20 protein-coding genes are annotated in these 17,815 nt (G+C 68.6%); 13 read left to right on the forward strand and 7 right to left on the reverse strand.

Annotated elements, in window-relative coordinates; translation table 11 throughout:
- Positions 1-7 precede the first annotated feature (7 nt).
- The 3 genes from EJ913_RS13010 to EJ913_RS13020 all read left to right on the forward strand — a co-directional run bounded on the left by EJ913_RS13010 (position 8) and on the right by EJ913_RS13020 (position 2,583).
- Positions 8-667 carry a DUF6655 family protein gene (locus EJ913_RS13010; protein ID WP_126998474.1) on the forward strand — a complete coding sequence of 220 codons (660 nt, stop codon included), beginning with the start codon at positions 8-10 and terminating at the stop codon, positions 665-667.
- 96 nt (positions 668-763) lie between these two features.
- A complete protein-coding gene (locus tag EJ913_RS13015) occupies positions 764-1,807 on the forward strand; it encodes an MBL fold metallo-hydrolase (RefSeq protein ID WP_126998476.1) in 1,044 nt (347 codons plus the stop codon).
- A gap of 101 nt (positions 1,808-1,908) precedes the next feature.
- Positions 1,909-2,583 carry a hypothetical protein gene (locus EJ913_RS13020; protein ID WP_126998478.1) on the forward strand — a complete coding sequence of 225 codons (675 nt, stop codon included), beginning with the start codon at positions 1,909-1,911 and terminating at the stop codon, positions 2,581-2,583.
- Positions 2,584-2,768: 185 nt separating this feature from the next.
- On the opposite strand, the gene EJ913_RS13025 is transcribed toward EJ913_RS13020, so the two are convergent.
- The gene (locus EJ913_RS13025; RefSeq protein WP_126998480.1) at positions 2,769-3,074 is read right to left on the reverse strand and encodes a Gas vesicle protein V; all 306 of its coding nucleotides are present in this window, start codon (positions 3,072-3,074) and stop codon (positions 2,769-2,771) included.
- Between the two features lie 132 nt (positions 3,075-3,206).
- Positions 3,207-3,527, reverse strand: a complete 321-nt coding sequence (locus tag EJ913_RS13030) for a helix-turn-helix transcriptional regulator (protein WP_126998482.1) — start codon at positions 3,525-3,527, stop codon at positions 3,207-3,209.
- 124 nt (positions 3,528-3,651) lie between these two features.
- On the opposite strand from EJ913_RS13030, the gene ybaL reads away from it, so the two are divergent.
- Positions 3,652-5,391: a YbaL family putative K(+) efflux transporter gene (gene ybaL / locus EJ913_RS13035; RefSeq protein ID WP_126998484.1), complete on the forward strand. Its 1,740-nt coding sequence runs from the start codon at positions 3,652-3,654 to the stop codon at positions 5,389-5,391.
- Positions 5,392-5,497: 106 nt separating this feature from the next.
- Positions 5,498-6,304, forward strand: a complete 807-nt coding sequence (locus EJ913_RS13040; RefSeq protein ID WP_126998486.1) for a C1 family peptidase — start codon at positions 5,498-5,500, stop codon at positions 6,302-6,304.
- A gap of 62 nt (positions 6,305-6,366) precedes the next feature.
- Here EJ913_RS13040 and dksA read toward each other — a convergent pair whose 3' ends face one another.
- A complete protein-coding gene (gene dksA / locus EJ913_RS13045) occupies positions 6,367-6,786 on the reverse strand; it encodes an RNA polymerase-binding protein DksA (protein ID WP_126998488.1) in 420 nt (139 codons plus the stop codon).
- Positions 6,787-6,976: 190 nt separating this feature from the next.
- Positions 6,977-7,402 (reverse strand): flagellar assembly protein FliX, encoded by a 426-nt coding sequence (locus EJ913_RS13050; RefSeq protein WP_126998490.1) that lies wholly within the window; start codon positions 7,400-7,402, stop codon positions 6,977-6,979.
- 231 nt (positions 7,403-7,633) lie between these two features.
- Between EJ913_RS13050 and EJ913_RS13055 the strand changes: the two genes are divergently transcribed.
- The 6 genes from EJ913_RS13055 (at position 7,634) to sciP (ending at position 13,050) form a co-directional block, all read left to right on the forward strand.
- Entirely contained in the window at positions 7,634-8,785 is a 1,152-nt protein-coding gene (locus EJ913_RS13055; protein WP_404323642.1) for a flagellar basal body P-ring protein FlgI, read from the forward strand.
- Positions 8,785-9,162, forward strand: coding sequence for a rod-binding protein (locus EJ913_RS13060; RefSeq protein ID WP_126998492.1), 378 nt, complete (start codon positions 8,785-8,787; stop codon positions 9,160-9,162). Before EJ913_RS13055 ends, EJ913_RS13060 begins: the two co-directional genes overlap by 1 nt.
- Positions 9,155-9,667 carry a flagellar basal-body protein gene (locus tag EJ913_RS13065; RefSeq protein ID WP_126998494.1) on the forward strand — a complete coding sequence of 171 codons (513 nt, stop codon included), beginning with the start codon at positions 9,155-9,157 and terminating at the stop codon, positions 9,665-9,667. The genes EJ913_RS13060 and EJ913_RS13065 overlap by 8 nt, the downstream gene beginning before the upstream one ends.
- 250 nt (positions 9,668-9,917) lie before the next feature.
- The gene (locus tag EJ913_RS33000; RefSeq protein WP_126998496.1) at positions 9,918-11,738 is read left to right on the forward strand and encodes a flagellar hook-length control protein FliK; all 1,821 of its coding nucleotides are present in this window, start codon (positions 9,918-9,920) and stop codon (positions 11,736-11,738) included.
- 71 nt (positions 11,739-11,809) lie between these two features.
- Entirely contained in the window at positions 11,810-12,553 is a 744-nt protein-coding gene (locus tag EJ913_RS13075; RefSeq protein WP_126998498.1) for a flagellar hook assembly protein FlgD, read from the forward strand.
- 161 nt (positions 12,554-12,714) lie between these two features.
- The gene (sciP, locus tag EJ913_RS13080; protein WP_425321112.1) at positions 12,715-13,050 is read left to right on the forward strand and encodes a CtrA inhibitor SciP; all 336 of its coding nucleotides are present in this window, start codon (positions 12,715-12,717) and stop codon (positions 13,048-13,050) included.
- 85 nt (positions 13,051-13,135) lie between these two features.
- Here the strand turns inward: sciP and EJ913_RS13085 are convergent, their stop codons facing one another.
- Positions 13,136-13,726 (reverse strand): TetR/AcrR family transcriptional regulator, encoded by a 591-nt coding sequence (locus tag EJ913_RS13085; protein WP_126998500.1) that lies wholly within the window; start codon positions 13,724-13,726, stop codon positions 13,136-13,138.
- 60 nt (positions 13,727-13,786) lie between these two features.
- Here EJ913_RS13085 and EJ913_RS13090 point away from each other — a divergent pair, with 60 nt between their 5' ends.
- Positions 13,787-14,329, forward strand: a complete 543-nt coding sequence (locus EJ913_RS13090; protein ID WP_338019045.1) for a MaoC family dehydratase — start codon at positions 13,787-13,789, stop codon at positions 14,327-14,329.
- A gap of 55 nt (positions 14,330-14,384) precedes the next feature.
- Here EJ913_RS13090 and EJ913_RS13095 read toward each other — a convergent pair whose 3' ends face one another.
- Together EJ913_RS13095 and EJ913_RS13100 are read right to left on the reverse strand one after the other, a co-directional pair.
- Complete coding sequence (locus tag EJ913_RS13095) at positions 14,385-15,476, reverse strand: TRAP transporter substrate-binding protein (RefSeq protein ID WP_126998504.1); 1,092 nt, start codon at positions 15,474-15,476, stop codon at positions 14,385-14,387.
- 533 nt (positions 15,477-16,009) lie between these two features.
- Positions 16,010-16,765, reverse strand: coding sequence for an SDR family NAD(P)-dependent oxidoreductase (locus tag EJ913_RS13100; RefSeq protein ID WP_126998506.1), 756 nt, complete (start codon positions 16,763-16,765; stop codon positions 16,010-16,012).
- Between the two features lie 133 nt (positions 16,766-16,898).
- On the opposite strand from EJ913_RS13100, the gene EJ913_RS13105 reads away from it, so the two are divergent.
- A complete protein-coding gene (locus EJ913_RS13105; protein WP_126998508.1) occupies positions 16,899-17,789 on the forward strand; it encodes an AraC family transcriptional regulator in 891 nt (296 codons plus the stop codon).
- The last annotated feature ends 26 nt before the right edge of the window (positions 17,790-17,815 follow it).

Raw genomic sequence — 17,815 nt, forward strand, 5'->3', positions numbered from 1 at the left:
CGGTCCCATGACCGTCCGGCACGGCCCGGCCGCCGCCCTGCTGGCGCTCGGGCTGCTGACCGGCTGTTCCAGTTCGCAGGTGACGACCCCGGCGCGGACGGCGACCGAACAGCTGCTGATCTCGACCGCCGCCGACAAGGCGGCCGAGCGGCTGGCCGAGACGCTGTCGGTCACGGGCAGCGTCTATGTGGATTCGTCCAGCGTCGAGGGCTACGACAACAAATACGCGATCTCGGCCATCCGCGACGCGCTGCTGCGGCGCGGCGCCCGGCTGTCGGCCCGCGACGCGGCGGACACGGTGGTGGAGCTGCGGGTCGGCGCCCTGTCGGTGGACAGCGAGAACTCGCTGGTCGGCATCCCCAGCATCACCATGCCGCTTCCCATGGCCAACAACGCCTCGACCCCGGAAATCTCCCTGTTCAAGAAGGAGCTGACCCAGGGCGTGGCCAAGGTCGCCGGCACCGCCTACGACCGGAAGACCGGCGCGCTGGTGGCGTCGAGCGGCCCGCAATACGGCTTCTCGAACAAGGCGGAATGGGTGCTCCTGCTGTTGCTGCGCTGGGAGACCAACGATTTGCTGCCCTCGGGCGAACGGCCTCAGCCCGCCCCCTGGGAAAGCATGGAAGCCAAACCGGCGGCAAGGCCGGAGCGGGCCAACGCGGAATAGCGCCTCCCCGCCCCCGGTGCACTTGGCGAAAAGCCGGCACGCATTCCGGGTTCCGGCGTTATCGTGGGGGCCCCGCGACACAAGGGAAGGAACGACGTGCCCAAGGATCTGGAAACCCCGCATCCCGCGACGCCCTATGCGGGCTCCCGGATGGAAAACGGCCGCTTCGTGAATCCCAGCGGCCGCGCCGCCCGTGGCCTGCGCGACGTGCTCCGCTGGAAGATGGAGGGCCAGAAAGCCGAGCCCTGGCCCAGGACGGTGGCGTCCGTCCCGGCGCGGAAACCGGCCAACCAGATGCGGGAGCCGGGCATCCGCGCGACGGTCGTCGGGCATTCGACGGTCCTGTTGCAGGTCGCCGGTCTCAACATCCTGACGGATCCGGTCTGGTCGAACCGGGTCGGGCCGACCTCCTGGCTCGGGCCACGGCGCGTCCTGGCGCCGGCCATCCCGTTCGAGGACCTGCCGGCCATCGACGTCGTGCTGCTCAGCCACAACCACTACGACCATCTGGACCGGCCGACGCTGGCGGCGCTCGCCAAGCGGGACAACCCACGGATCGTGACCGGGCTGAAGGTGGGCAAGGCCGTACCGTCCAACGAAGTCACCGAACTGGACTGGTGGGAACGAAGCGATCTCTCCCCCGAGGTGCAGGCGACCTACGTGCCGGCCGAGCATTTCTCCGCGCGGGGGCCGTTCGACCGCGACAAGACCCTGTGGGGCGGCTTCGTGGTGACGACCCCGTCCGGAACCATCTACTTCGCCGGCGATACCGGCCACGGGGAGCATTTCGCCCAAATCCGCCGCCGCTTCGGACCGATGACGCTGTCGCTGCTGCCGATCGGGGCCTACGAGCCCCGCTGGTTCATGGCGCCCGTCCACATCGGGCCGGACGAGGCCGTCGCGGCGGCGTCCACGCTGGAATCGCGGGTCAGCGTCGCCATCCATTTCGGCGCCTTCCCGCTGGCCGACGACGGCATGGAGACGCCCCTGCGCGAACTGACGCAGGCGCTGGCCGAACGGCCGGGGCCGCCGATCGATTTCCGGGTGCCGCGCTTCGGCTTTCCCATCGACGTGCCGTCCGCTGGGCGAGCGCCGGCTGAAGCGGCCAATGGCGGGGAAACGGCGCCAACGCAGGAATAAACCGAAAAGCGTAGCGGACCCCCATCCCATCGTATATGCATTATAGGCATAAATTCCGATTTGCATGCGCGAAAGGCGATGGCATGGGCAAGGCGAAAAGCGTGAAGCGGACAACCGTCACACCGGGCTTCATCCTAGGCGTCGACCAGCCGGTCACCGCCGGTCAGGCCCGGCGCACGGCCACTCCGGAACGGTTGCGCCACTCTCCCCATGCGGTGGAGACCCGCGAGCGTAAAGAAGACGGCGCGCCGCCCACCCTGGGTTTGCGGATCCTCGACGCCTGTCCCCTGGACGCCTATCTGCGGCGCGGCATGATCGACGAGCGCCAGCACGACGCCGGCGCGTGGCTGGCCCGCTGCTTCAAGCGGGCGGTGCACCAGCCATCCATGATCGCGGTCTACGGGGAACGGCTTGGCGGCGGAGGCGGCTCCGACCCCATGATGGACGGCCGCAACGCCTTGTGGCGCGTCCTTCTCGCCACCGGGCTGGCCGTTACCGACGGCAAGGCGGCCTCGACCAAGTCGACGCCGGGCACCGCGGCTGCGCCAAGCGACGCGCTCCCGCCCGCCGGCCGCTCCGCCGTGCTGCTTGCTCCCATGGGCCGCGTGGCCCTGTCCGTGTGCGGGATGGAGGAATGGGCCGGCGGCACCCGCAACATGGGGAAACTGCGCACCGCCCTGGACACCCTGGCGGAGCATCTGGCAAGCGGACGCCGCCTTCCCGCTTCCGCGCGCGCCCACGCAAACATCGGCGCCGTCATACCGGTGGGGCGCTGAACTCCTTCGCCACCCGCCAAGCGATCAGGCCGGGCGCGGTCACGGACATCGCTTTTGCCAGCATCGCTCACCCCCTCCGTTCGCTCGCGATCGCAAACGGGGAAGCGCCGCGGGACTGCTGCCAAGCAATGCCAGCCGATCGTGCACGCTCGAATGGGGCCTCCGTCCGCGAACGGACGGGATCATCACACCCGCGTGGGCTTTCCGCGCGGCGGGAAACGGCTGGAGGTCGTGCGGGCGACCGGCCGCTGGTAATCCGGCGCGTCCGGATCGGGGGTTCCGCCGCCCTTGGCCGCCTGCGCGTGGGCGATGGCCGCCTCCAGGTCGCGGATGCGTTCCTGCAAGGGCTGGATCAGGGCCGCACCGGCGCCGCGCACCTTGAACTGGTCGAGATCCTGCTTCAGCCGGGACGCTTGGCTTTTCATCTCCGCCAGGCTGGGTTCACCGACCTTCTTCGTCGTGCGGTAGACGGTTTCCTCATGTCGGCTCACGGGAGGACCTCCTGGTTGGGTTGACGGCGTTTGAACCGGTTGCGTTTCGGCGCGTCGGGTTGCGCCCACGCCCCATGCTACCCCCCCTGGACGCCGACCGCAGCAAGCTTCCGCCGTCGCCCGGCAACATTCTCATTCTCCGCCGGACGGCTCGCGGCCCGGCCCTTCGGCGTCCGGCCCGGCGTCCGGCCGGGGCGGAACCGCGCCGGCCTCTCCCGGCCAGAACACGCCCGGGCCACCCTCGCAGGCCGGCACGAAGCGCAGGCCTGCGGCGACGAAGGCGGCGTTCAGCAGCGTCTCCGTGCTGCGGTGCAGGGCGTGGCGCCCCTTTTCGAAATCGCGGATCGTGCCGCGCGACACCGCCGCGCGGTCGGCCAGTTCCTCTTGCGTCCAGTCGAGAAAGCCGCGCGCGGCGCGGCATTGGCCCGGTGTCAGGCTGCCCTTGATAGGCATATATTCACCCAATTTTTATCCGCCAAAAACGTTGAAACCGATCATTTTCACCACATATGAGGCTTAACCATCGCGATTCCAAGCCCTGCCTGCCACCCCCCTGCCTGTCGGGAGACACGCCCGTATGCCTCATCATGTGCCGCTGATCACGACCATGGTCGCCGCCCTCGTCCTGGCCTTCATCCTGGGGGCGACCGCGCATCGATTGCGCCTGTCGCCCCTGGTCGGCTATCTCCTGGCCGGCGTCGCCATGGGGCCCTTCACGCCGGGCTATGTCGGCGACCTGCACCTCGCCTCCCAGTTGGCGGAGATCGGCGTCATCCTGTTGATGTTCGGCGTGGGGCTGCATTTCTCGCTGGGCGACCTGATGAAGGTGCGGGCGATCGCGGTGCCGGGCGCCATCGTGCAGATCACCATAGCCACGTTGATGGGCTGGGGGCTAGCGGCGTTGCTCGGCTGGAGCCTGGCGGCGGGTCTGGTGTTCGGCCTCGCCCTGTCGGTCGCCAGCACGGTGGTGCTGCTGCGGGCGCTGGAACAGCTCGATCTGTTCCGGACGGAGCGCGGACGCATCGCCATCGGCTGGCTGATCGTCGAGGATCTGGCGATGGTGCTGGCGCTGGTGCTGCTGCCGCCGGTCGCGCGCATGCTGGAAAGCGGTGCCAACGGCGGCGGAATGGAGGAGGGCCTGCTGCTGTCGCTGGCGATCACGCTGGGCAAGGTGGCGCTGTTCGTCGCCCTGATGCTGGTCGGCGGCCGGCGGGCGGTTCCCTGGGTGCTGGGCCGGATCGCCCGGACCGGCTCGCGGGAGTTGTTCACGCTGGCCGTGCTGGCCATCGCGCTCGGCATCGCCTACGGCTCGGCGGAGCTGTTCAGCGTGTCCTTCGCGCTCGGCGCCTTCTTCGCCGGCATGGTGCTGAGCGAATCCGACCTCAGCCACCGCGCGGCGGAGCAGACCCTGCCCCTGCAGGACGCCTTCGCGGTGCTGTTCTTCGTGTCGGTCGGCATGCTGTTCGACCCGATGGTGCTGGTCCGCTCGCCCTGGTCGGTGGCGGCGACGGTGGCGATCATCCTGCTCGGCAAGTCGGTCGCCGCCTTCGGCCTGGTGCTGCTGTTCCGCTACCCGATGCGCACCGCGCTGACGGTCGCGATCAGTCTGGCGCAGATCGGCGAGTTCTCCTTCATCCTGGTCGGGCTCGGCACGTCGCTGGGCATCATGCCGGAAGAGGGCCAGGGGCTGGTGCTGGCCGGCGCGCTGCTGTCGATCACCGCCAACCCGTTCCTGTTCGCCCTGATCCAGAAATTCTACCCGGCCGACCCCGTCGGCACCCCGGCCACCGACACGCTGCCGGAGCTGCGCGACTACCACGACGTGACCGGCCACGCGATCGTCGTCGGCTACGGCCGCGTCGGCCGCCACGTGACGCAAAAGCTGGTTGCCGAGGGCCGGCCCTGCGTGGTCGTCGACCTCCAGCGCGAGCGGGCCAAGGCGTTGCAGAACGAGGGGCTGCGCGTCGTCTACGGCAACGCCATCGCTCCCGGCATCCTGCAACGCGCCGGCGTGGAGGGGGCGGCCCTGCTGCTCGTCACCGTTCCCGACGCCCTGGAGGGCGGCGGCGTGGTGGAGCATGCGCGCGGCCTGAACCCCCGGATCGCCATCGCCGCCCGCGCGCACAGCGACGAGGCCGTGACCTATCTGGGCGACCATGGCGCCGACACCGTCTTCATGGGCGAGCGCGAGATCGCCCGGCGGATGATCGAATACGCCCAGGAGCGTCAGGCGGCTGCCGACTCCGGCAAGCCGGAGGAGACGAAGCGCGCCCCGGACACCGATTCGCCGACCGACGGAACCGTCAGCCTCGCCTGATGCCGACGCCCGCCCTTTACAGGGCGGGCGATCCCGGCAACCATGGGAGGATGTCAACACGGCCTCCTCCCTCCGGACGGAGCGCCCGCAGCCGCGGACGCGCAGCATGATCGGCCAGCCCATTCCGCCCAACGCCCCGCCCAACCTCGTCCTGAACTGCATTCCGTCGCGCGACACGCAGGCGGACTGGTCGTGGCAGGCGGCGCTGGACAGCGGGGCGATCCCCGCCATCTCCTCCCTGCATCTGCCCGATTCGGTGGATCTCCGCGACGACCGCTGGCCGGTGAGCACCCAGGGATCGAGCGGCGCCTGCGTCGGCTTCGCCACGGCGGACGGGGTGCTGCGCTATCACTTCGCCAAGAAGGCGGCGATCGACATCGCGGTTCGGCTCTCGCCCCGCTTCATCTGGATGGCGGACAAGGAAACCGACGAGCTGACCAGCTACCCGACCACCTTCATCGAGCAGGAGGGCGCCCAGCCCAAGCGGGCGCTGGAGATCGCCAGGCAATACGGCTGCGCGCTGGACGACGATCTGCCGATGGAGGGGCCGCTCTGGCAGGGAACCGCCGAGGCCTTCTACGCCAAGGCGGCGACGTTCCGCATCGCCAGTTTCCACAATCTCGGCGTCAACCCGACGGTGTGGCGGAAATGGCTGGCGACCAACGGGCCGATCCTGACCCGGCTGAACGTCGATCCGGGCTGGTTGGCCCTGGGTCCGGACGGCGAGCTTGAGCGCCACGACCCGGGCGCCGTGCTGGGCGGCCACGCGGTGTGCGTGGTCGGCTACCGCCGCGACGGCGGCTTCATCGTCCGCAACAGCTGGGGACCGGGCTGGGGCGACCAGGGCTTCGCCTACCCCAGCGCCGATTACGTCAAGGCGGCCTTCAACGAGGGGTACGGCGTCGTGGTCTGAAGACACGACGACGCCCGGAGCCCAGCGGCCGAAACCCTGCGACCTTTCTCCCGGCGCGACGGTCAGTCGTCGCGCTGGGTGCGCTCCATCCGCTCGTGACGCTCCTGGGCCTCCAGGCTCAGCGTCGCGATCGGGCGGGCGTCGAGCCGGCGGACCGCGATGGGGTCCCCCGTCTCCTCGCAATAGCCGAAGCTGCCGTCGTGGATCCGCTCCAGCGCCGCGTCGATCTTGGAGATCAGCTTGCGTTCGCGGTCGCGGGTGCGCAGTTCCAGGGCGCGGTCGGTCTCGGCCGACGCGCGGTCGGCGATGTCCGGTTCCTGGATGCCGCCTTCCTGGAGGCTGTTCAGCGTCCCATTGGATTCCGCCAGCAGCTCGGCGCGCCAGCGCAGCAGCTTCTGGCGGAAATACTCCCGCATCGTCGGGTTCATGAACGCCTCGTCATCCGACGGCGTGTAGTTCTGAGGCAGCAGCGGCGACGTCATCCGAAAGCATCCAGCGCAAAAGGGGTGATCCGGGCGGCGCGGAGTATAGGCAGGCGGACGCGCGACCGCAACCCCATGGTTGGCCCAGGAAACAGCCAAACAAGCCCTTGGAATGAAAAAGATTTGTGATCTTTTTGCGACCGCGTCCACAACCGGGCCGCGATCCGCGCGCCATGGGACGCGCGCCGGCTCACGAGGTCAGCTTCGCCAGCTCGACCTGGGCGCGCAGATCGATCTCGTCGAGGATTTCGGCGAGATCGGGATCGTCCACCTGGGCCCGGCGCGTCTGCACCACCTTGGCGAGGTCCATCAGCTTCTGGGTCGACAGCGAGCCCGACAGCAGGCCGTGCTGGATTTCCTCCAGCTTGTCGAGCATCTCCTCGGCGCGCATCTTCCCGCGCGAGGCCCGCGCCGTCGCGTCGTCGGTCGCGTCGACCTCCTGCAGGGCGAGCACGCCCGACACCCCGGACATCGACGCGGTCGCGCCGACGCCCTGGGCGGTGTTGCTCTCGCCGACCAGCTGCTTGGAGAAGGCCGCGCCGGACGTGCCTTCGGCCTTGCCGGTGCGGCGAACCGAACCGCTGCCGCGTATGTTGCCGGGGCCTTCGACTTTCATGTCCGTGCAGCCGTTTGCAGTAATGGGTACGATAACGCGCGTACTCTAGATGGACAGAGTTTAACACCCGGTCAAGCCTTGCCGCAATCGGGCAAAAATTGCCGCCCCGGCAGGACCAAAAGAGACCGCTTCGACAGGGTTCTTCTCGGCCCTTTGGCGGATGGGCTGCCTTCGACGCCTCTGGCACGGGGTTTGTATGGGGAGGGACGCCCGTTCAGGAGTACCCGCGTCATGCCGTTCCCCGCCCTCGCCTTTCTGGGTCGCGCCGCCAAGCTCGCCGGTCTGGCCGGCTTCGCCGCCGTCCTGGCGCTGATGGTCGCGGCCGCGCCGGTCCAGGCCGCCTCGGCCCGCATCAAGGACGTCGTCGATGTCGAGGGCGTGCGCGACAACATGCTGATCGGGTACGGGCTGGTCGTCGGCCTCAACGGCACGGGCGACAGCCTGAACAACTCGCCCTTCACCGAACAGAGCCTGACCGGCATGCTGGAACGGATGGGCGTCAACACGCGCGGCACCAACCTGCGGACCAAGAACGTGGCGGCGGTGATGGTGACGGGAACGTTGCAGGCCTACGCGGCGCAGGGCACCCGCATCGACGTGACCGTGTCGGCGATGGGCGACAGCAAGAGCCTGCTCGGCGGCACCCTGCTGGTCACCCCGCTGATGGGCGCCGACGGCGAGGTCTACGCCGTGGGTCAGGGGCCCATCGCGGTGTCGGGCTTCTCCGCCCAGGGCCAGGGCGCCAGCGTGACGCGCGGCGTTCCCACCTCGGGCCGCATCTCCTCCGGGGCCATCGTCGAGCGCGAAATCCAGTTCGCACTGGCCGAGTTGCCGGTGCTGCGGCTGAGCTTGCGCAACCCCGACTTCACCACGGCGCAGCGGGTGGCGACCGCCATCAACATCCAGCTGCGCGGCAACCGCGCCCAGGCGACCGACCCGTCCTCGGTGCTGCTGACGGTGCCGGAATCGCGGCGCGGCGACGTGGTCGGGCTGATCACCGAGATCGAGCAGCTCCGCGTCACCCCCGACCAGGTCGCCCGCGTGGTGGTGGACGAGAAGTCCGGCGTCATCGTCATGGGCGAGAACGTCCGCATCTCCACCGTCGCCATCGCCCAGGGCAACCTGACCATCCGCATCACCGAGACCCCGCAGGTCAGCCAGCCCGGCCCGTTCAGCCAGGGGCAGACCGCCGTGGTCCCGCGCACCGACATCCAGGTCGACGACCAGTCCAACAACCGCCTTGCCGTGATGAATTCCGGGGTCACCCTGCAGGAGTTGGTACAATCCTTGAATGCTCTGGGGGTAGGACCGCGGGACATGATCGCCATTCTCCAGTCGATCAAGGCCGCCGGTGCCCTGCAAGCCGAGATCGAGGTGATCTGATGGACCTGAGCCCCGCCCTTCCCCCGCCGCCGGCCCCCAAGCTGCCGACGATGATCGAACGGGCCAAGGCCGAGGGCTACGGCGTCCGCACCCAGGCAAAGATTACCGACCTCGAGGCCAAGGTCGACCCGGCAAAGCTTGCCCAGATCCGCAAGTCCGCCACCGAGTTCGAGAACGTCTTCGTGTCCCAGATGATGGGCCACATGTTCGACGGCATCGGAACCGACGAGACCTTCGGCGGCGGGCGCGGCGAGGAGATGTTCCGCCCGATGCTGATCGAACAGTTCGGCAAGCAGGTCACCCAGCGCGGCGGTCTCGGCATCGCCAACCAAGTCTACCAAGAGCTTCTTCGCGCCCAGGAGGCCAGCCATGGATAAGGTCGACGTCCGTTTCCCGCAGCCCGCCAAGGCCGCGCCCTCCAACCTGCCGAAGAACGCCTTCGAGCGCGCCACCGCGCTGGTCGACCTGATGGGCCGCCTGACCCTGCTGCTCCAGCGCGAGGCCGCCGCCGTGCGCGCCCGGCGCCCGACCGCCGAACTGCTCCAGATGGCCCGCGAGAAGCAGCCGATGTCGCTGGTCTACGAGGAGATCTCGCGCATGCTGCGCGTCGACCGCGACGGGGTGATCGCCCTGCCGGCGGAGCTGAAGACGGCGCTGAAGGAGGCCACCGGCCAGCTCTACGCCGCCTCGGCCGACAACGCCGAGGCCCTGCGCGTCGGCGGCCAGGCGCAGAAGATCGTCGTCGACACCGTGGTCGCCGCCGTGACCAGGGCCCAGAAGGCCCCGGCCACCGCCTACGCCGCGCATATGGGCGGCGGCCGCGGCTACGCCCCGCCGCCCAGCGGTCCGCGCACCTCCTCGGCCTTGAACAAGCAGCTGTGACGGCGTCGGCGGTCCTTGCGACCGTCGTCCTCCGGGTTTCGAGGCCGCTCCTTCGGGGCGGCCTTTTTTCATGGCCGCGTTCCGGAGCGGCAAGAAAGACCGGTGCCACCCGGCGCTTTTTGCCGCCCGACGGCGGGAACTGCCGCACCACCCCCTCCGATCGCCGATTCCCGCGCCCGGCAGCCCATTCCGGACTTGGCCCACCAGTTGCAATGACCGGATGCGTCCAGCCGTCTTGAGGAACCGTTCCATGGAAATCCAATCGAACACCGCAGCGTCTTCCTTGTTCGACGGCCTCGCCCAGACCCAGACCCAGGGGACGGGCGCCAAGGACGACATGTTTTCCAAGATGATGGAGCGCATGCTGAGCGACGCCGTCGCCCGCAAGCGCGACCAAGCCGACGCCACCGCCAAGGACGCGGCGAAGGACATGGCACGCGAAGCCAGGGAGGCGAAGGAGGCCGCGCAGCGCAAGGCCGCCGCCCCGATCCGCGCCGAACGGCCGCGCCTCGACACCGCCCCGCCCGCGCGCCAGACGGCGCGCGACGAGGCGCCGAAACAAGCCGAGACCCAGGCCGCCGAGCGCAACCCGCCGCCCAAGGACGCCAAGGAACCGGCCCCCGCCAAGGCCGAGGAGCCCGCGCGCAAGACCGCCCCCGCGAAGACCGACAAACCGGCCGCCAAGGACGCGGCCAAGGACAGCAAGGCCGCCGCGAACGGCGCAACCGCCAGCGGCCAGACCACCCAGTCCGCCGATTCGGCGGCCGACGCCGCCGCGACGGACGAAACCGTCGAGGACGCGGACCTGGACGCCAGCCAGGACACCGCCGCCGCGCCGCCCGAGGACGGCGCGGCGGCGGACGGCGACGTGACCGTGCTGGACGTGACGCTGACCGTCACCGAAACCGTGGTCGAGATCGTCACGCCCACCAGCGACACCCTGCTGGCCAGCCTGCAACTGGCCGGCACCGTCGCCCAGACCCAGCCCACGGCGACCGACGCCACGGCCACCGAGTCCCCGACAACCGCCGACGCCATCGCCTCGGCGACCGCCCAAACCAAGCCCGACCCCGCCGCCCAGCTCGCGGCCCAACTCGCCCAAGCCCAGCAGGCGGCGACCCAGACCGCCGGCCAAGCCGGCCAAGGCGTCGACGGCAAGCCCGGCAAGGAGGCCGCGACCCCGGCCGCCGACGGCGCCGTTCCCGCCGATCCCACGGCGACCGCCGACGCCGGCCCGGCCGCCGAAGCCCTGCCGACCGACGACGACGCGCCCTTGCCCACCAGCTTCGCCGACCTGATCGCGGCGGCCAAGGCCAAGGCCGGCGACAAGACCGGGGCCAAGCAATCCGGCAACGAACAGGGCGGCAAGAACGACGGCCAGCCACAGGTCCAGACCGCGACGGTCCAAACCCCCGCCACCCCCGCCCCGGCCGCCGTCGAGGCGTTGAAGAGCGCCGCCGAAAGCCAGGCCGTCGGCGCCCTCGCCGGCACCGCCGCGACCGCCGGCACCGCCGAAACCGGCTCCATCCACCAGACCGCCGGGTCGCACACCCACGCCGCGCTGGCCGCGATGGAAGCCCCGCACGCCGCGGCCCCGATCGAGGCCGCGCAGGCGGCGGTGGCGATGCGCCCCTCGCGCGGCACCGCCGGCGCGCCGCTGGGCGTTCCCGATCAGGTCGCCGTCCACATCAAGAAGAACGTCGCCGACGACGTCGACCAGTTCACCATCAACCTGCACCCGGCCGAGCTGGGGCGGATCGACATCAAGCTGGACATCGGCGCCGACGGCCGCGTCAGCGCGATGGTCGCGGTGGAAAAGGCCCAGACGCTGGAGCTGCTGCAACGCGACAGCCGTGGCCTGGAGCGCGCCCTTCAGGATGCCGGTCTCCAGGCCGACTCCAACAGCCTGAACTTCAGCCTGCGCGGCGAAGGCAACCCGTTCCAGGACGCCAAGGGCGGCGGGTCCGGCAAGCGGGGTCGCGGCCAGGGCGGCGGCGGCGAGGAGGCGGAGCCGGCCGACGCCGCCTACACCGTGACGGTCGGCAACGGCCGGCTCGACATCCGCGCCTGATCCCGAAGAACCGCCCCAGCTTTTCCCAATTCGGCCGCAACCGGCCCCATCGAGCCTCAAGGACAACCGCCATGGCGACGACCACCGACTCCACCGGCCTGACGCTGAACCAGTACGGCACCTACGCGGGCACCAAGTCCACCGGCTCGAAGACCGTGTCCAAGAACACGCCCACCACCGACGAAGGGAAGACGGCCAGCGCCACCAAGGGTCTCGGCGACAATTTCGAGACCTTCCTCACCATGCTGACCACGCAGATGAAGAACCAGGACCCGCTGAAGCCGATGGACACGAACGAAATGACCAAGCAGTTGGTCGAATTCGCCAACGTCGAGCAGAACATCGGAACCAACAGCCGGCTGGACAAGCTGGTGAAGCTGCAGGGCGCCGGCACCGCGTCCACCAACCTCGCCTATCTCGGCCGCACGGTCTCCTACGAAGGCGACAGCTTCCAGTACACCCAGGGGATGACCCAGGCGCCGCTCGGCTACCAGTTGGAAACCGCCGCCAAGTCGGTGCGCGTCGACATTCTCGACGGGCAGGGCCGCCTCGTCCGCTCGATGACCGGCGAGACCTCGGCCGGCACCAAGCACGCCGTCACCTGGGACTTCAAGGACGACAGCGGCAACGCGGTTCAACCCGGCACCTACCGGATGAACGTCGCCCCGACCTCGGCGGAAAAGGACGCCACGATCAAGACGACCAGCTACACCTTCGGCACCGTGGGCGGCATCGGGTCCAACAAGGATGGCGAGACCGTGCTCACCATCGGCACCAGCGAAGTCCCGCTGTCGAGCCTGACCACCGTCTACTGAGGCGATGCCCCGGGTGCCGCTCAACCCACGCCCTATCCCTTCGGGCACCCCACTACCCCGCGCGGACTCATTAACCCAATAGTTTAGGCATTTGTTAAGCGCCGGATGGGTAAAGTACCTCCAATTCGTGGAAGTCAGAGTTTGGGTTGGAGCGTCCGCGCATGGCACTCATCGAAAGCGACATCGACGGCGACCTGATGGTCGGTTCAGCGGTCATCGGCCCGGAAGGGCATCCGATGACCGAGCACGACCTTCCGCCACCCGACACCAAGCGCTGGGTGATGCGGCGCAAGGCCGAGGTCGTGGCCGGGGTGCGTTCGGGCTTGATAAGCCTGGAAGAAGCCTGCCGCCGCTACACGTTATCGGTGGAGGAGTTCCTCTCCTGGCAACGGCTGATCGACAGCCACGGCATGCGCGGCCTGCGCGCCACGCGGTTGCAGGATTACCGCGGCGACGGCCAGTTCCAGGTGCGCCCGCGCATCGACGCCGCCGAGTAAGACAGCCGCAAACCACCGACGCCGACCATCGCACCGCAGGAATTCCCTGCGGTGTTTGCATGCCTGGATTGCGCCAAAACGCCCCTTACGACTCGGCCCCGCAAGCCGCGTCGATCAGCACCGCCGACGCCGACGCCACCGCCCCGCTCTCTCCGTCCGGGCCCATCGCCGGCCCTGTCGCGTAGGCGCCCTCCATCAACACATGGAGCTGCCCGGCCAATCGGTCGGGATCATCCGCCCCCGCCGCCGCCGCCAAGGCGCGCAACCGGTCGCGCATGGCGCGTTTCTGGGCCAGCGCCACCGCCCGCGCCGGGTTGGCCGGGTCGCGCAGTTCCGCCGCCGCGTTGGTGAAGGGGCAGCCCTGGAATTGCGGGTGCGCGATCCAGTGGCCGAGCGACACGAACAGCCCCTTCAACTGCGCCTTGGGATCGCCGGGACAGCGGGCGACGACCCGGTCCCACCACGCTTGGTGCAGCACCGCGTTGCGTTCCAGATAGGCGCGGACCAGATCGTCCTTGGACTCGAAGTTGCGGTAGAGACTCATCTTGGCGACGCCGGACCGGGCGATGATGACGTCGATCCCCACCGCGCGGATGCCCTCGCGGTAGAACAGCTCCGCCGCCGTGTCGAGGATCCGGTCCCGCGCCGTCCTGCGCCGCTCCAACGCCGCGTCCATCCACCCCTCCTGGCCAAATCCCTTGGCCGTCATCGAACCCGCCGATTCGACGGATTGACAATGATACAGATCGGTCTCTACCATCGGAAAAGAGACAGACCGGTCTCCATCATAAACGCCGACCGCGACGAAAGGAACTGGGGAATGCGCTATTTCGAGGACCTCGCCGTGGGCGACCGCTTCACCGGCGGGCCGCTGGCCGTGACCGAGGAGGAGATCGTCGGTTTCGCCAGCCGCTTCGACCCGCAGCCCTTCCACCTCGACGCCGAGGCGGCCAAGGCGACCCTGTTCGGCGGGTTGGCGGCCAGCGGCTGGCACACGACGGCGCTGACCATGCGGATGATCGTCGGCAGCGACGCGGATCTGGCCGGCGGCTACATCGGCATGGGGGTGGACAGCATCGCGTGGCCCAAGCCGACCCGGCCCGGCGACACGCTGCGGATCGAGGGGGAGATCGAGGAGGCGCGGCTGTCGTCCAAGCGCCCGGATCGCGGCATCGTCCGCGTCCGCATCGTCACGCTGAACCAGAAGGATGAGACGGTCCAGACGATGATCGCCAATCTGCTGTCCCCGACCCGCGCCGGGGTGGACACGCCGGCGTGACCTCATGAAAAAGGCCCCGGCGGATTGTCCGCCGGGGCCTTCCAACCGACCGCTGTCAGCCGCGCTTCTGCCCGGCCGTGAAGACGAAGTTGTCGAAGGAGCTTTCGCCGACCCGGAACCACAGATACTCCTCGTCGCGGAACTTCTTCCACGGCTCGAAGATCTTGGCGAATTTCGGGTTGTTCTTGGCGGTCTCGTCGTACAGCTCGAAGGCGGCCTTGTAGCAGGCCTCCATCACCTCGCGCGGGAAGGGCTTCAACTGCGCGCCGCCAGCGACCAGACGGCGCAGGGCCGCCGGATTCTCGGCGTCGTATTTGGCGTTCATGGTCAGGTTGGCCTCGAAGCAGGCCGCCTCCAAGACCGCCTGATAGGTCTTGGGCAGTTGGTCCCACTGCTGCTGGTTGACGTAGAGCGAGACATTCAGCCCGCCTTCCCACCAGCCCGGATAGTAATAATACTTGGCGACCTTGTTGAAGCCGAGCTTCTCGTCGTCGTAGGGGCCGATCCACTCGGCCGCGTCGATGGTGCCCTTTTCCAGCGACGGGTAGATGTCGCCGCCGGCGATCTGCTGCGGCACGGTGCCGAGCTTCGCCAGAACCTGGCCGGCGAAGCCGCCGATTCGGAATTTCAGGCCCTTCAGATCCTCGACGGTCTTGATCTCCTTGCGGAACCAGCCGCCCATCTGCACGCCGGTGTTGCCCGCCGGGAAATTGACGACGCCGTAACCCTGGAAGAACTCGCGCAGCAACGGCATGCCGCCGCCGCTGTAGATCCAGGCGTTCTGCTGGCGGGCGTTCAGACCGAAGGGGACCGTGGCGTCGAAGGTGAAGGTCGGATCCTTGCCGACGTAATAATAGCTGGCGGTATGGCCGCACTCGACCGTGCCGTTCTGCACGGCGTCGAGCACCTGGAGACCGGGGACGATCTCGCCGGCGGCGAAGGGGCGAATTTGGAACTTGCCGTCGGTGGCCGCCGCGACACGGTGCGCGATGGTGTCGGCCCCGCCATAGATGGTGTCCAGGCTCTTGGGGAAGCTGGACGCCAGACGCCAGCGAATCTCCGGCTGCGACTGCGCGATGGCCGGTGCGGCGAGCGTGCTGGCGGCGACGCCGACACCCGCCGTGGTCAGGAAGGAACGACGCTTCATAAACGTTTCCTCATTAATTGGATCAAATTCCATAGAGCGAACCCAATGCTCCCGGAAACCCGATCATGCCGATGAACAAGATTAGGGAGAAAAACCGGATTGCGGCAAATCATAAATCGCATCCTTTCCACGAAAGCGCTGTGTTTGCCGGAATTTTCACGCAAGGATGCTCAACCTCCATCGAAACGAAGGCTCAAAAACGGAATAGCTCGCAATGACTTTCTTGGAAGACGACGCATCTCCACCAAAAGGATGGGAACGGTCCGGCGATGGGTTGACCGCCGCAATGGGACAACACAGGGTCACCGCTGAATACGGCAACCGTCCTGTCCATGAACGGTATAGCCGGTGTTGTCTTTCCAGCCCACCCTTACTTTCGTTCAGGGCCGCGAACGATCATTGCGCCGCGACGCGCGCACGGTGTTGGCCGTCCGAACGGCCCCCCGGCGGCACGGTGCAGCCCGTGCCGCCGTGCCCCCGCAGCGATCGAAACCGATTTCCCCCCTCATCGGCGGTCCGTCGGATCGCCTCGCTCAGATGCCTTGGCCGCCGGACACTTCGATCCGCTGCGCGTTCACCCAGCGATTGTCGTCGGACAGCAGGCTCCCGATCATCGGCCCGATGTCGTCCGGCACCCCAGCGCGGCCAAGAGCGGTCATGTCCGCGAAGATCCTGTTGACGTCCGGGTTGTCGCGGACGGCGCCGCCGCCGAAATCGGTCCCGATCGCGCCCGGCGCCACCGTGTTGACCGCAATCCCCCGCGCGCCCAACTCCTTGGCCATGTAGACGGAAAGCACCTCGACCGCACCCTTCACCGCCGCATAGGCGGCGTAGCCCGGATACGACACCCGGGTCAGACCGGAGGACAGGTTCACGATGCGGCCGCCGTCCGCGATCAGTGGCAGAAGCGTCTGCGTGAGGAAGTAGACCCCCTTGAAGTGGACGTTGACCAACCCGTCGAACTGCGCCTCGGTCGTCTGACCGATCAAGGCACAGTCGCCGTGGCCGGCATTGTTCACGAGGTGATCGAAGGTCTCCCGCGCCCAGATGTCGCGCAACGCCGCCCGCAGCCGCCCGGCAAAGGACGGGAAGCCGGCAACGTCGCCGGTGTCGAGCTGGAGGGCCGTCGCCGTTCGGCCCATGGCTTGGATCTCGGCGACAACGGCTTGCGCGTCCTCGCTCCGGTTCCGGTAGGTCAGGACGACGTCACCGCCACGGCGGGCGATGCTGAGTGCGGTGTTGCGGCCGAGTCCGCGGCTGGCGCCGGTCACGAGGGCGATCTTGGTCATGGTCAACTCCTGTGGTGCGATGAGCCCACTATCGGACCGGAGAGCCGGCCGGTGTTGCCGGAAGCTCGACACTTCTTGCCCAATCCTCCAAGAACCGATGCGCGGGCGGCGGCGACGGGCTAGGCTTGCCCCCATGACCGATCTCCTCCATGCCGTTCGCCGTCACGCGGAGGCTCACGCCGACACCACCGGCTTGGCGCGAACAGCGATTCCAGGCCTCACAACCGTGCGCGCGACCGCGCCGAGCGATCTCGTCTACGCCATTTCCCGACCGCTCGTCTGCTTGGTCCTGCAGGGAAGCAAGCACGTCACGATGGGGACGCAGGCCTTCCCGTTCACCGCCGGCGACTCGTTGCTGATCGCGGCGGACGTGCCGACCGTGAGCCAGATCACGCACGCGACGGTCGTCGCGCCCTATCTCTCGCTCGTCCTGGAACTCGACTTGGCGGTCATCGCGGATCTGGCCGCGCAGATGGAGGCCGGAGCCGACGGCGACCATGCGCCCGTTCGCGTCGAACCGACCGACGCCGAAGTCGCCGACACGGCGCTGCGGTTGATGCGCTTGCTCGATCGTCCGGCATCGGTGCCGGTGTTGCAAGCACAGCTCGTGCGTGAAGTGCATTACTGGCTGTTGTCCGGGCGGCATGGGGCGGTGATCCGGCGTCTTGGCTGGGCGGACGGCCCGGCGCGGCGCGTGGCCCGTGCGGTCATGGTGCTTCGGACCGAGTTCGCGCAGCCATTGCCGGTCGAGCGCCTGGCGGCCGTGGCCGGGATGAGCCTTTCGTCATTCCACCAGCATTTCCGCGCGGTGACCTCTCTCTCGCCCCTGCAGTTTCAGAAGCATCTGCGCCTGATCGAGGCCAGACGGCTGATGCTGTCGGAAGGATTGAGCGCAAGCAACGCGGCGTTCGCGGTGGGCTACGAGAGTGTGTCCCAGTTCACGCGGGAGTATGGGCGCATGTTCGGTCTGCCGCCCGTTCGGGATGCGAAGGCGGCAAGGGGCAAAGCGCAGGCTTCCGTTTAGGGCCGTTCGACAAGAGGATGTTCCGG

The sequence above is a fragment of the Azospirillum doebereinerae genome, from assembly GCF_003989665.1.
In the GTDB taxonomy this organism is placed as follows: domain Bacteria; phylum Pseudomonadota; class Alphaproteobacteria; order Azospirillales; family Azospirillaceae; genus Azospirillum; species Azospirillum doebereinerae.